General features: G+C 54.2%; 10 protein-coding genes and 1 pseudogene. 10 read left to right on the top strand and 1 reads right to left on the bottom strand.

Features of this window, described 5'->3' with window-relative positions; translation table 11 throughout:
* Positions 1-33: 33 nt before the first annotated feature.
* Positions 34-231 carry a YbxH family protein gene (locus ACVX3G_RS15265; protein WP_011230519.1) on the bottom strand — a complete coding sequence of 66 codons (198 nt, stop codon included), beginning with the start codon at positions 229-231 and terminating at the stop codon, positions 34-36.
* Between the two features lie 151 nt (positions 232-382).
* On the opposite strand from ACVX3G_RS15265, the gene ACVX3G_RS15260 reads away from it, so the two are divergent.
* From ACVX3G_RS15260 to ACVX3G_RS15215, 10 genes and pseudogenes are all read left to right on the top strand, one after another.
* The gene (locus tag ACVX3G_RS15260) at positions 383-2,359 is read left to right on the top strand and encodes a methyl-accepting chemotaxis protein (RefSeq protein WP_014195320.1); all 1,977 of its coding nucleotides are present in this window, start codon (positions 383-385) and stop codon (positions 2,357-2,359) included.
* Positions 2,360-2,961: 602 nt separating this feature from the next.
* A complete protein-coding gene (locus ACVX3G_RS15255) occupies positions 2,962-5,814 on the top strand; it encodes a 2-oxoglutarate dehydrogenase E1 component (RefSeq protein WP_020278644.1) in 2,853 nt (950 codons plus the stop codon).
* Between the two features lie 31 nt (positions 5,815-5,845).
* Positions 5,846-7,114, top strand: coding sequence for a 2-oxoglutarate dehydrogenase complex dihydrolipoyllysine-residue succinyltransferase (gene odhB, locus ACVX3G_RS15250; protein ID WP_014195323.1), 1,269 nt, complete (start codon positions 5,846-5,848; stop codon positions 7,112-7,114).
* 118 nt (positions 7,115-7,232) lie between these two features.
* Positions 7,233-7,451, top strand: a complete 219-nt coding sequence (locus ACVX3G_RS15245) for a hypothetical protein (RefSeq protein WP_014195324.1) — start codon at positions 7,233-7,235, stop codon at positions 7,449-7,451.
* A 103-nt stretch (positions 7,452-7,554) separates the two neighbouring features.
* Positions 7,555-8,340, top strand: a complete 786-nt coding sequence (locus tag ACVX3G_RS15240) for an SDR family oxidoreductase (protein WP_011230526.1) — start codon at positions 7,555-7,557, stop codon at positions 8,338-8,340.
* Positions 8,341-8,357: 17 nt separating this feature from the next.
* Positions 8,358-9,233, top strand: a pseudogene (locus ACVX3G_RS15235) (NAD(P)-dependent oxidoreductase); the annotation flags it as partial.
* Positions 9,234-9,407: 174 nt separating this feature from the next.
* Positions 9,408-10,619: an acyl-CoA dehydrogenase gene (locus ACVX3G_RS15230; RefSeq protein ID WP_011230528.1), complete on the top strand. Its 1,212-nt coding sequence runs from the start codon at positions 9,408-9,410 to the stop codon at positions 10,617-10,619.
* Between the two features lie 18 nt (positions 10,620-10,637).
* The gene (locus tag ACVX3G_RS15225) at positions 10,638-11,420 is read left to right on the top strand and encodes an SDR family oxidoreductase (RefSeq protein ID WP_011230529.1); all 783 of its coding nucleotides are present in this window, start codon (positions 10,638-10,640) and stop codon (positions 11,418-11,420) included.
* Positions 11,421-11,442: 22 nt separating this feature from the next.
* Entirely contained in the window at positions 11,443-13,062 is a 1,620-nt protein-coding gene (locus tag ACVX3G_RS15220) for a long-chain-fatty-acid--CoA ligase (RefSeq protein WP_014195325.1), read from the top strand.
* A 93-nt stretch (positions 13,063-13,155) separates the two neighbouring features.
* Positions 13,156-13,740, top strand: coding sequence for a TetR/AcrR family transcriptional regulator (locus ACVX3G_RS15215; protein WP_014195326.1), 585 nt, complete (start codon positions 13,156-13,158; stop codon positions 13,738-13,740).
* The last annotated feature ends 54 nt before the right edge of the window (positions 13,741-13,794 follow it).

Below are 13,794 nucleotides of genomic sequence, written 5' to 3'. Positions count from 1 at the left end.
CGAAAAAATGGCAAGAAAAGAAAACGGCCGCTGTTAGCGGCCGCGGGCTTTTTGCTCGACATACTCGCTCACAAGCGCTTCAATTTGCTGTTCATCGGGCTTTTCGCCGCGAAAGGGAAACACAATTTCATCGATGAATTCGCCGTTGCGGTAAACATGCAGCGCCCCTTTTTGCAACAGGACGCTGTATTCGATCTCAAATCGATATCCTTCGTGTTCGATGGCGCCCAATTGTCATTCACCTTCCTCTCGTTTATTGTCTCATGTGCGTCGATTCGTTATGTATGAATTAAGAAGGTCCTCCTATAGACGGGGGCCGATCGTCCTTTGTATAATGAAAATTAGTGCGACAAAAAGAGGAAACAGAGGGGAGAAATAGAGAGTGTTCCGGACATTGCGCAGTAAATTGATCGTCTTGATGGCTTTATTGTTAGTGATTTCATTGGCAGCGACACAACTCGTTGGGGTTGTGCAAATGCGGAAGATGGTGGATGCTGACGTGAAACAGCGGGCGCAGACGGCGCTTGACGGACTGCTTGGCGATATTCGCGACAGTTTTCAAAGTGAGGAGAATAGCTTAGTGCAATTCAGTGAATCGCCGTTGGCTTTGCAAATGGTTCAAGATGAAAAAATGTGGCTGCAGCTTGAGAAACAGTTCCGCACGTTTTTGCGCCTGCATGAGAATGTGCAATTCATCTATATTGGCACGGAGCAGAAGAAAATGTACATATCGCCGATGACAGAGCTCCCGGATGGATACGATCCGACGAGCCGCCCGTGGTATAAAGAAGCGATGAAGCGTCCGGATGAAGTGGTGTGGACCGAACCGTACGTCGATGCGATTACCGGCAAGCACGTTGTGACGTTGGCCAAAGCGGTGAGCGAAAACGGCCGCATTGCTGCGGTCATCGGCATCGATATGACGCTCGATGCGGTGACAAGAATCGTCAATGCGAGCGACGTCGGCTATCACGGCTATCCGGTGCTGTTTGACACGAAGGGAACGGCGGTTGTTCATCCGGAAGATAAAGGGAAAAATATGGCGAACAATGCGACAGTCCGCTACATGCTCGAGCATGAAAAAGGAATGCACGAATATGAGCAAGACGGCGAATGGCGGGTGATTTACTTCACTACGATTCCAGAGCTCGGCTGGAAAGTCGGCGCCGTCTATAAAGAAAAAGACTTATCAGTGATGAGCCGCTCGCTCGGAGCAACCATGCTTGTCATTACGGTGATTGCGTTCATCATCGCTTTGGTCGTCGTTTATTTCTTAGCGCGCTCGATCACCAAGCCGATTGTGGCGCTGCAAGAGCAAGTCGAAAAGGCGGCGGGCGGTGACTTGACCGTGCAAGTGCGCACCGCCAGCAAAGATGAAATCGGCCGCCTCGCTCGCCATTTTAACGAGATGATCGATCATATGCGCGCGCTGATCGGCGAAGTGAACCGATCGGTCAACGAGCTGGCCGCCTCGGCTGATCATTTAAGCGCCGTCTCAGAGGAAACGATGGCGACAAGCGAACAAGTGGCGAAAGCGATCGGCGAAATCGCCAAAGGAACAACCGATCAAGCAGGCAGCCTTGATACGATCAATGAGCGGACAACAGCGCTGTCGCAGCAAATCGAAGCGGTCACGAATGCGACGGCTGGCATGGAGTCGCTGTCCGATGAAACGAAAACCGCGAGCTACGACGGCTTGGAGCATTTAAACATTTTGCAGAAAAAATCGGAGGAAGCGAAAAATGAACTCGAGTCTGTAGAAAATGTCATTAGCGACCTTGTGAAAAAGATGGATGAAATTGACGGTGTCATTCAAACGATCACGGCCATTTCCGGACAGACGAATTTGCTGGCGTTAAACGCCAGCATCGAGGCGGCGCGGGCTGGCGAGCATGGGAAAGGGTTTGCCGTTGTCGCCGATGAGGTGCGCAAGCTGGCCGAACAATCCGCGAAAGCGACGGAGATGATCCGCGCGACGATCGCCGCCATCCAGCAGCAAGCCGGGCTGGTGATGGAGGCGGTCCGCCGCTCCAAGCAGGCGTACGACGAACAGCGGGAAGCGGTGCACACGACCGGCGATTCATTTGTCAAAATCACTGGCATGATGGAGCAAGTGGCAACAGCGCTCGCTGGGATTATGGAGGAAGCAAAGCGGATGAACGCGAGCAAAGACGATGTCGTCGGGGCGATGCAAAACATCGCCGCCATCGCCCAACAAGCAGCGGCAGCGGCGGAAGAAGTGGCTGCTTCGGCTGATGATCAGTTGCAGGCGCTTTCGACGGTGACCGAATCGGCGGAGGCGTTAAGCGAAATGAGCCGGCAGTTGAAACAACTGGTTGAGAAGTTTAAGATTTCATAAAAAATGGAAGGCGTCCTAGCGGCAACGGGGCGCCTTTTTTATCATCTCCAGCCGAGAAGGCTCCCATTTCCGCGTGCGTAAGTGGGGGATGAAGCATCAAGGATGTTCCCTAACGCCGCCCAAAATAAAGAAGGATTTCGCTTGCTGTCTTCGTAAGACAACGGAACCGTGGGACACACGAGGATGGCTTGGCTGGCAAGCCTGTCGTGGAGCGGTTGTTCCAAAGAATCTCCCACCGCTAAACGTTTGCGCAGGCAAGAGAGCGTTCAATCATTTTCGAATAGGAGACTTTCACTTTCGCTTTGTACAGGGTGCAGTCCAAAAATAAGCGGGAGATGAATGTCGGTCGGCGTTTGCTTAAAATCGCGAATGTTCCGCCGCCGTGCAGTCACGATCTTTTTTCTATTCATACAATGATAATAAGTGAAATTTTTTCAGCTTCTTCGTCGATTTTAGTGAGCGATAGTGCTAAAATAAATAGTGAAAACGTTTATACCGTTATTTTGCTGTACGTTTGGGGATGCTGGCAGCGCAATGAGGACTTTTATGCATAGCTGTTGCCAGCCCGAACGATGCGAAAACAAGGTGGAGGTTTTTTCACGATGGCAAAACAGACGAACTACGCTCAACCGTGGAGCCAGTTTTACGGGCCGAACCTCGGTTATGTCATCGAAATGTACGAACAGTATCTCGATGACCCTAACAGCATCGACCCGGAACTGAAACAATTGTTCGAACAGTGGGGGGCGCCGGTCTTGGAAGAACCGGTTTCTCCTGCGGATGACGAAACAGCCAAAACGCATCAAACGTTCCGGCTGCCGGAGACGCCGACGATTTTCAGCAAGCTTGTCGCTGCCGTCAAGCTGGCGGACAGCATTCGCCATTATGGCCATCTGGTTGCCGATACGAATCCGCTTGTCAAAAAGGAGAAAAAGCTGCGCCGCTTGGAGCTTGACGAATACGACTTAACCGAAGAGGACTTAAAGCGCATTCCGGTCGCGTTTCTTTGCCCGCACGCTCCGGCGCATGTCAAAAACGGCTGGGATGCCATCTTGCATTTGCGCAAAATTTACACGGACAAAATCGCGTTCGAATTCTCGCAAGTACATAATCTTGAAGAGAGGAACTGGCTCATTCAGCAAATCGAGTCCGGAGCGTATTACCCGAGCTTGGCGAACAAAGAGCGGGTCGCTTTGTTGCGCCGCCTGACGGAAGTGGAAGGGTTTGAAAAGTTCATCCACCGGACGTATGTCGGGCAAAAACGGTTTTCGATCGAAGGGCTTGATTCCATGGTGCCGCTTTTGGATGAGCTCGTCCGCCAAGCGATCGAACATGAAATCGACGCTGTCAACATCGGCATGGCGCACCGCGGCCGGCTGAATGTGCTTGCCCATGTGCTCGGCAAGCCGTACGAAATGATTTTCGCCGAGTTTCAGCATGCGGAAAGCAAAAATTTCATTCCGTCTGAAGGGTCAGTGGCGATCACGTACGGGTGGACGGGCGATGTCAAATACCACTTAGGGGCGGCGCGCCGCCTTCGCAATAAAAGCGCGCATACGATGCGGATTACGCTCGCTAACAACCCAAGCCATCTCGAAGTGGTCAATCCGGTTGTGCTTGGCTACACGCGCGCCGCGCAAGAAGATCGGACAAAACCAGGAGTGCCGGTGCAAAATACTGATGCGTCGTTTGCCATCTTGATTCACGGCGATGCCGCGTTCCCGGGACAAGGGATCGTCGCGGAAACGCTCAACTTAAGCCAGCTGCGCGGCTATACGACCGGCGGGACGATCCATATCATCGCCAATAACATGATCGGCTTTACGACGGAGAGTTACGATTCACGCTCGACGACGTATGCTTCCGATATGGCGAAAGGGTTTGAGGTGCCGATTGTGCACGTCAATGCCGACGACCCGGAGGCTTGTTTGGCGGCCGCATGCTTGGCGTTTGCCTACCGCCAGCGGTTTAAAAAAGACTTTGTCATTGACCTAATCGGTTACCGCCGTTTCGGTCATAATGAAATGGATGAGCCGATGGCGACGAACCCGACGATGTACGCGATCATCAACCAACATCCGACCGTGCGCCAGCTGTATGCGCAAAAATTGATGGAAAAAGGGATCATCACCGAGCGGGAAGTCGACGAAATGGAGCAAGAGGTGGCCGAACGGCTGAAAATCGCCTACGAACGGGTGCCGAAAAACGAAGACGAGCTCGATTTCATCATGGATCCGCCCAAACCGGTCGTCGATCGGCTGCCGGCAGTGAAAACGGGCGTGGCGAAAGACGTGCTCCATCGTGTGAATGAAGAATTGCTGCAGTTTCCGGACGGATTCAACGTCTTTAACAAGCTTGAGCGCATTTTAAAACGGCGAAGCGGCGTGTTTGCGCAAAACGGCAAAGTCGATTGGGCGCACGCGGAAATTTTAGCGTTTGCCACGATTTTGCAAGACGGCGTGCCGATCCGCTTGACCGGGCAAGATTCGCAGCGCGGCACGTTTGCGCAGCGCCATTTGGTGCTCCATGACGTGAAAACCGGAGAAGAGTATGTGCCGCTTCACCACATCAGCGGCGCCAAAGCGTCGTTTGTCGTGTACAACAGCCCGCTGACGGAAGCCGCCGTGCTCGGCTATGAATACGGCTACAACGTTTACGCGCCGGAGACGCTCGTGCTTTGGGAAGCGCAATTTGGCGACTTCGCCAACATGGCGCAAGTGATGTTTGATCAATTCATTTCATCCGGCCGGGCGAAATGGGGGCAAAAATCCGGGCTTGTCATGCTATTGCCGCACGGCTACGAAGGGCAAGGCCCTGAACATTCAAGCGGCCGCGTCGAGCGCTTTTTGCAGCTGGCGGCGGAAAACAACTGGACGGTTGCCAACTTATCGACGGCCGCGCAATATTTCCATATTTTGCGGCGGCAGGCGGCGCTGTTGACAAGGGAAGAAGTTCGCCCGCTCATCATCATGACGCCAAAAAGCTTGCTCCGCCATCCGCTGGCGGCATCGGATGCGGAAGCGTTCGTTGACGGTGCGTTCTCGCCGGTGCTGGAACAGCCGGGATTGGGCGCTGACGCTGGCAAAGTGGAACGCATCGTGTTTGGCACCGGCAAATTGATGATCGATTTGGCGGAACAAATCGGCAAAATGGAAGGTCTTGACTGGCTGCATATCGTGCGCATTGAAGAGCTGTACCCATTCCCGGAAGAAGCAGTGAGAGACATCATCGCCCGCTATCCGAACGTCAAAGAGCTCGTCTGGGTGCAGGAAGAACCGAAAAACATGGGCGCGTGGACGTATATGGAGCCGCACCTGCGTGCCGTTGCCCCAGACGGTGTCGATGTCAGCTATATCGGGCGGCGCCGGCGGGCGAGCCCGGCGGAAGGCGATCCGGTCGTCCACCGAAAAGAGCAGGAGCGCATCATCCGCTGTGCATTGACGAAGCATGAATGATGACTACGGAACATTTGAGGAGGGCATCAACGTGGCTGAGATCAAAGTCCCAGAGTTAGCAGAATCCATCACGGAGGGAACGATCGCCCAATGGCTGAAAAAACCGGGCGACTACGTGGAAAAAGGAGAATCGATTTGCGAGCTTGAAACGGATAAAGTGAACGTGGAAATTATGGCGGAAGAGTCGGGTGTTTTGCAACAGCTGCTGGCCAATGAAGGCGATACGGTTGCGGTTGGCCAAGCGATCGCCATTATCGGCGAAGGAGCGGCAGCACCGACTGCCGCTTTGCAAGCTGCTCCGCAGCCAGCCGATGAAACGGAAACGGTCGCGCCGGCCGACAGCAATGAACAGCCAGCGCCGCAGCCAGTCGCGGTTGCCCAGGCGCCGAGCCAGCGGCCAATCGCCTCTCCGGCCGCCCGGAAAATGGCACGTGAAAAAGGGATCGACTTGACGCAAGTGCCAACGGCTGATCCGCTTGGGCGCGTGCGCAAACAAGACGTCGCCTCGTTTGCCGCACAACCGGCCGCCGCTCCGCAGCCGGCTCCGCAAGCCGCGCCGACGTCGACGCCGGCCGCCGTTCCAGCCGCTGAGGCCGGCAAGCCGGTCATCCGCGAAAAAATGTCGCGCCGTCGGCAAACGATCGCCAAACGGCTGCTGGAAGTGACGCAAACGACCGCGATGTTGACGACATTTAACGAAATTGACATGTCGGCGGTCATCGATTTGCGCAAGCGGAAAAAAGATAAATTTTTCGAAGAGCATGACGTCCGCCTTGGCTTTATGTCGTTTTTCGTCAAAGCGGCTGTCGCGGCGCTGAAAAAATATCCGTACGTCAACGCGGAGATCCAAGGCGATGAGATTTTGCTGAAAAAATATTACGATATCGGCGTTGCCGTATCGACGGATGAAGGGCTTGTCGTTCCGGTTGTGCGCGACTGCGACCGGAAAAACTTCGCCGAAATTGAGCGCGACATTGCCGAATTGGCAGCGAAAGCGCGCAGCAACAAGTTGTCGCTCGCCGATTTGCAAGGCGGCACGTTTACGATCACGAACGGCGGTGTGTTCGGTTCGCTTCTGTCGACCCCGCTTCTCAACGGGCCGCAAGTCGGCATTTTAGGGATGCATTCGATCAAACTGCGTCCGGTCGCCGTCGATGAAGAGCGGATCGAAAACCGTCCCATGATGTACGTCGCCTTGTCATACGACCACCGCATCATCGATGGCAAAGAGGCCGTAGGGTTCTTAAAAACGGTGAAAGACTTGATCGAAAATCCGGAAGATTTGCTGCTTGAAAGTTGATTAGGAAGGAAAAGGGGAGCCTGCGATGCGCGGGCTCTTTCTTTTTCCCCGCCTTTCCCTGATCGGTGAATGATTTTCCATGTCTTACGGAACACTACCGGAAAAAGGGGGGAATTTGATGCCAGAGCGTGGACGAAACGATCACCCGCACATGTTTTACCGCGACGGCGCCCGCGAAAGCGTCATCAACGATCCGACCGCCGACGGCGCCGAGGCGATTGGGGTGCGGACTGATGCTGATCCGATGAAGGATGCCAATCCGAATCCGTTTCACGTTGACCGCCTTAATGTCGAGGAAGGGATGAAACGGTTTCAGTCGTTTTTCGAAGAGAGGTGATCCGCCCAGCGGATCACTTTTTTCGCTGATCGCAAAGAAGGAAAATGACGAATGATCGCGAATATAATTACTTAACACCCATTCTTTTGTTGGAGGGATGACGATGGAACTTGGATTGGCGGGAAAAACGGCGCTTGTCGCTGCCTCGAGCCAAGGGCTTGGCAAGGCGATTGCGCGAGCGCTTGTGCTTGAAGGAACAAACGTGATGATCACGAGCCGAAACGAAGAAAAGTTGCACGAAGTGGCGGAAGAATTGAACAGTTTACATAAGGGACGCGTCGCTTATACGCGCACAGATGTCACCAACGCCGACGACATTCGCCAGCTTGTCGCCAAAACGGTCGAGACGTTTGGGACGATCGATTTGCTCGTCAACAACGCCGGCGGCCCTCCGGCGGGAACGTTTGAAACGGTGAGCGACGAAGACTGGCAATATGCGTTTGAGCTCAATTTGTTAAGCTATATTCGCCTCATTCGCGAAGCGCTCCCTTACTTAAAGAAAAAGGGAGGAAAAATTGTCAACATCGCCTCATCATCGATTAAAGAGCCGATTCCGGGGCTTATTTTATCCAACACGTTCCGCACTGGCATCGTTGGGCTGACGAAAACGCTTGCTGTTGAGCTGGCTCCGGATGGCATTTTAATCAATACGGTGGCTCCTGGTCGGATCGCGACGGAGCGCGTCGCCTTTTTGGACAAAGTGAATGCCGAGAAACTCGGCATTACGAAAGAAGAAATGGAAGCGCGCATGAAAAGCGCCATTCCGCTCGGCCGCTACGGAACCCCTGAAGAGTTTGCCAATGTCGTCGTCTTCTTGCTGTCCGAAGCGAATTCGTACGTTACTGGTCAAGCGCTCATTGTCGATGGCGGCATGGTGAAGGCGATTTAAGGCAAACCGACAGGAGGGAAGACCGGATGAAAACGATCGGATTCATCGGCCTTGGCGTCATGGGGAAAAGCATGGCGCGCCACTTGCTGAAGGCGGGCTATCCACTTCTAGCTTATACACGCACAAAAGAAAAGGCGGAAGACTTGCTTCAAGAAGGAGCGGTTTGGAAGGAAACGGTTGCTGATTTGGCGCGGGAGGCGGATGTCGTCATGACGATGGTTGGCGATCCGCGCGATGTCGAGCAAGTGTATTTCGGCGAGGGTGGCATTTTGGAGAATGCGCGGCCGGGAACATATGTCATCGATATGACGACGTCAACGCCGACGCTCGCGCAATCGATTTACGAGGCGGCCAAGCAAAAGGGCATCCATGCTTTGGACGCCCCGGTGTCCGGCGGCGACATCGGCGCGCGCGAAGGAACGTTGACGATTATGGTCGGCGGTGATGAGGACGTCTTTTTGGCGTGCAAGCCGATTCTCGAGCGGCTTGGCACGAACATCGTGCGGCAAGGAGGAGCTGGAGCCGGCCAGCATACGAAAATGTGCAACCAAATTGCCATCGCGACGAACATGATTGGGGTGTGCGAGGCAATGGCGTATGCGAAGCGGGCTGGTCTTGATCCATTCAAAGTGCTTGAAAGCATCGCCAAAGGGGCAGCCGGCAGCTGGTCGCTGAGCAACTTGGCGCCGCGCATGTTGTCAGGAGATTTTGCTCCTGGGTTTTACGTCAAGCATTTCATTAAAGATATGAAAATTGCGCTTGAGGAAGCCGAGCGGATGAACTTGCCGCTGCCAGGCCTGGCGCTCGCCAAGCAACTGTACGAAGAGTTGGCGCAAGCCGGTGAGGAAAACAGCGGCACGCAAGCGCTATACAAGCGGTATGTTAAGGCGTAATCGGGGCGGTTGTTCGCCCTTTTTTATCTTCTCTGTCTTCTCAGCGAAGCAGGGGAGATGGGAAGCGCAAATTCGGATGTATTTATCGAAAAATATTGAATATTTCCTCTTGTAGAGGTATAGTAAAAGTAGAAACAACATACCAACCGGTTAGTATAAAAGGGAGGGGAGCATATGGACTTTTCTTATTCACCAAAAGTGAAAGAGTTGATCAAAAAATTAAGCGCTTTCATGGAGGATTACATTTATCCGAACGAGAGGGTGTATGAGGAGCAGCTGAACACACAAGAGTCGAGATGGTCGGGCGTGCCGCCGATCATCGAAGAATTGAAGGAAAAGGCGAAAAAAGAAGGGCTTTGGAATTTGTTTTTGCCAGACAGCGAATACGGCGCGGGATTAACGAATGTGGAGTACGCGCCGCTTTGCGAAATAATGGGCCGCTCGCTCATCGCCCCGGAAGTGTTCAACTGCAATGCGCCCGATACGGGCAATATGGAAGTGCTCGTCCGCTATGGCACAGAGGAGCAAAAGAAAAAGTGGCTCATCCCGCTCTTGAACGGAGAAATCCGCTCGTGCTTTTCGATGACGGAGCCGGATGTCGCGTCGAGCGATGCGACGAACATTCGCGCTTCGATCGTTCGCGACGGCGATGAGTATGTCATCACCGGACGGAAATGGTGGTCGTCTGGCGCCGGCGACCCGCGCTGCAAAGTCGCCATCGTGATGGGAAAAACGAACCCCGATGCGCCAAAACATGAGCAACAGTCGATGATCATCGTTCCGCTTGATACGCCGGGCGTGAAAATCGAACGGATGCTGCCGGTGTTCGGCTTTGACCATGCGCCGCACGGGCATGCCGAAATTACGTATGACCATGTGCGCGTGCCGAAAGAAAACATCATTTGGGGCGAAGGAAAAGGGTTCGCCATCGCTCAAGGCCGGCTTGGCCCGGGACGGATCCACCATTGCATGCGCCTCATCGGAGCGGCGGAGCGAGCGCTTGAACTCATGTGCCGGCGCGTACAGTCGCGGGTGGCGTTCGGCAAGCCGCTCGCTGAACACGGTGTCATCCGCGAGTGGATCGCCCAGTCGCGCATTGAGATCGAGCAGGCGCGCTTGCTGACGCTAAAGGCGGCGTACATGATGGATACGGTCGGCAACAAAGCGGCGCGCAAAGAAATTGCGATGATTAAAGTGGTGGCGCCCAATGTCGCTTTGAAGGTCATCGACCGTGCCATTCAGGCGTTTGGCGCCGCTGGGGTGAGCAACGATTTTCCGCTTGCCGCCATGTGGGCGAACTCGCGCACGCTCCGTCTGGCCGATGGGCCGGACGAAGTGCATAAAGAGCAAGTTGCCAAGCTTGAATTGCGGCAATATCAACAATAAGGGAGAGGAAGTGGTCGTATGCATGTGTTGGACTTATTTAAAATCGAGGGGAAAACCGCCATTGTCACTGGCGGTGGGCGCGGGCTCGGCGAGCAAATTGCCGTCGGTCTTGCCGAAGCCGGGGCGAACGTCGTCGTTTGTTCGCGGAAAGTGGAAGCGTGCGAGCAAGTGAAAGAAAAGCTTGAACAGCTCGGCGTCCGTTCGCTGGCGCTGCGGTGCGATGTGACGAATCCGGAGGAGGTCAAACATGTCGTCGAAACGACCGTCAAAGAGTTTGGCGGCATCGACATTTTAGTCAACAACAGCGGAGCGACGTGGGGAGCGCCGGTCGAGGAAATGCCGCTTGAGGCATGGCAAAAGGTGATCAACGTCAACGTTACCGGCACGTTTCTCATGAGCCAGGCGGTCGGCAAGGTGATGATCGCCAAACAAACAGGCGGTTCCATCATCAATATCGCTTCCGTCGCTGGCCTTGGCGGCACGCACCCGGACATTTTAAATACGATCGGCTACAACACGAGCAAAGGGGCGGTTATTACGTTTACGAGGGATCTAGCAGCCAAATGGGGGAAGCACGGCATTCGCGTCAACGCGGTGGCTCCGGGCTTTTTCCCGACGAAAATGTCAAAAGTCGTTCTTGAACGCGTTGGGAAAAAAGTGCTCGAGCATACGCCGCTCGGCCGCTTTGGCGGCGAAGATGACTTGAAAGGGGCCGTCTTGTTTCTCGCTTCCCCGGCGTCCGCCTTTGTCACGGGCGCGCTCCTCGTCGTTGACGGCGGCAGCCATGCGACCGGCATTTAATTAAAAAAAGGGGGAAACGCAAATGAGCGAAAAACGGGCGTTGTCTCTTTATCCGGAACACATTTCGTTCTATATGGATATTCCCGACAAAACGGTATGCGATGTACTGCATGAACGAGCGGCGGAATTCGGCTCCCAGCCGGCGCTGACATTTTACGACAAGACGATCACCTATGCCGAGCTTGAGGCGGCGGTCAACCGTTTCACCTCAAGCCTGCAGGCGCTTGGGGTGCAAAAAGGCGACCGCGTCGCGATTATGCTGCCGAACTGCCCGCAGTATGTCATCGCTTACTACGGCATTTTGCAGGCGGGCGCGATCGTCACACAAGTGAACCCGATGCTTGTTGAGCGCGAACTTGCCTATTTGCTCAAAGACTCCGGCGCCGAGACGATCGTCATTTATGAACCGCTTTATCCGCGCCTTGCCGCCGTCAGAGGGGAGACAGCCGTCAAACAAGCGATCACTGTCAGCTTCGGAGCGCCGCCATCCGTTTCGCTGGCTGAAGGAGATGTCACGTTTGACGAATTTCTTGCTGCAGGAAGCGGAGCTGTGCGCCCGGTGTCGATCGAGCCGGCGCATGACGTCGCTGTGTTGCAATATACTGGCGGGACGACAGGGCGCTCAAAAGGGGCGATGCTCACCCATCGCAACATTTTCGCCAACGTCTTGCAATGCGCCGAATTTTTCAAAGGGACATTTGAGTTCGGGAAAGAGCGATATTTAACTGTCATCCCGTTGTTCCACGTGTTCGCGATGACGTCGGGAATGAACTTGGCCATTTACCAAGGAGCGGAAAACATTTTGCTGCCGCGCTTTGAGCTGAAAGAAGTGTTGGAGACGATTCGCGACAAGCAGCCGACCGTGTTTCCAGGCGTGCCGACGATGTATGTCGCTATTACAAATACTCCTGGAGTCGAGCAATACGGCATCAGTAGCATTAAAACGTGCAACAGCGGCAGCGCGCCGATGCCGCTTGAATTGATGCGCGATTTCGAAGCGAAAACGGGAGCGGTTATCCTTGAAGGATACGGCTTGTCCGAAGCCTCGCCAGTGACGCATTGCAATCCGCCGTTTGCGGCGCGCAAGCCGGGCACGGTCGGCATCGGCATGCCGCTGACCGAGTACAAAGTCGTCGATGTGGCGACTGGCACGCAAGAGCTGCCGCCAGGCGAAGTCGGCGAGCTGATTATCCGTGGACCGCAAGTGATGAAAGGCTATTGGAACATGCCGGAAGAAACGGCGGCGGCGCTGCGCGACGGTTGGCTGTACACTGGCGATTTGGCTTCGATTGACGAGGAAGGGTATGTGACGATTGTCGACCGGAAAAAAGATCTGATCATCGCCGGCGGCTATAACATTTATCCGCGTGAAATCGAAGAAGTGCTGTACGAACATCCAGCGGTGAAAGAGGCGGCGGCAGTTGGTGTGCCTGATCCGTACCGCGGCGAAACGGTGAAGGCGATTATCGTTTTAAAAGATGGAATGCAGGCAAGCGAAGAAGAAATTCTTGCCCATTGCCGAAAAAACTTAGCGGCGTACAAAGTGCCGCGCATTGTCGAGTTCCGTGCCGAACTGCCGAAGACGAACGTCGGGAAAATTTTGCGCCGCGCCTTGCGTGAAGAGGCGTCCCGCCCGCAATAACAGAGGGCTTTCGGCCAAGTCCCAAAGCGGGCTTGGCCGTTTTATGGTACAATAGCTGGCAGCGACTACATTTTAGGCAAGAGGTGTAAAAACATGAAGGAGAAAATTATGGCTGCCAGCATTGAGCTGTTTGAACAAAATGGGTTCAGCGAAACATCGATCCAAGACATCGTTGACGCCCTCGGGGTGACAAAAGGGACGTTTTATTACTATTTTACAAGCAAAGAAGAACTGTTGATGGATATTCACCTTCGCTACATTGAAGGGCTGCTTGACGAAGAGGAGCGCATTATAAGCGATAAACGGCGCCCGTTGCGGGAGAAGCTGTATGACATTATCTTCATGCTCATTCATAATGTCGAGCGGCAAGGACGGGAAGCACGCATTTTTTTTCGTGAAATGAAGCATTTGAGTGAGGAGCATTTACAAAAAGTAAAAGAAAAGCGCGATTTGTTTCGCCAACGGTTGCAGGCGTTAATTGAGGAAGGAATGAAAAACGGTGAACTGCGCTGCGATTTGTCGCCATCGATCGCCACGCTTACCGTTCTTGGGGCGGCCAATTGGAGCTACCAATGGTTTCGTCCGGACGGCGAGCTGACCGATGCCGAGGTGGCGAAGCAGATGGTGGAGATCCTGCTTGATGGCATGAGCGCGCCGTCTGTCTCGAAAGCCGAGTGAAAAGAGAGACAAACAAGTTTGATCCGAGGTGTGTCGATGGATGCTGCCCGTGCG

It is taken from the genome of Geobacillus sp. PLS 41 (genome assembly GCF_056494105.1).
The sequence above is the reverse complement of the archived record's forward strand: the minus strand, read 5'-3'. Positions and strand labels throughout refer to the sequence as shown.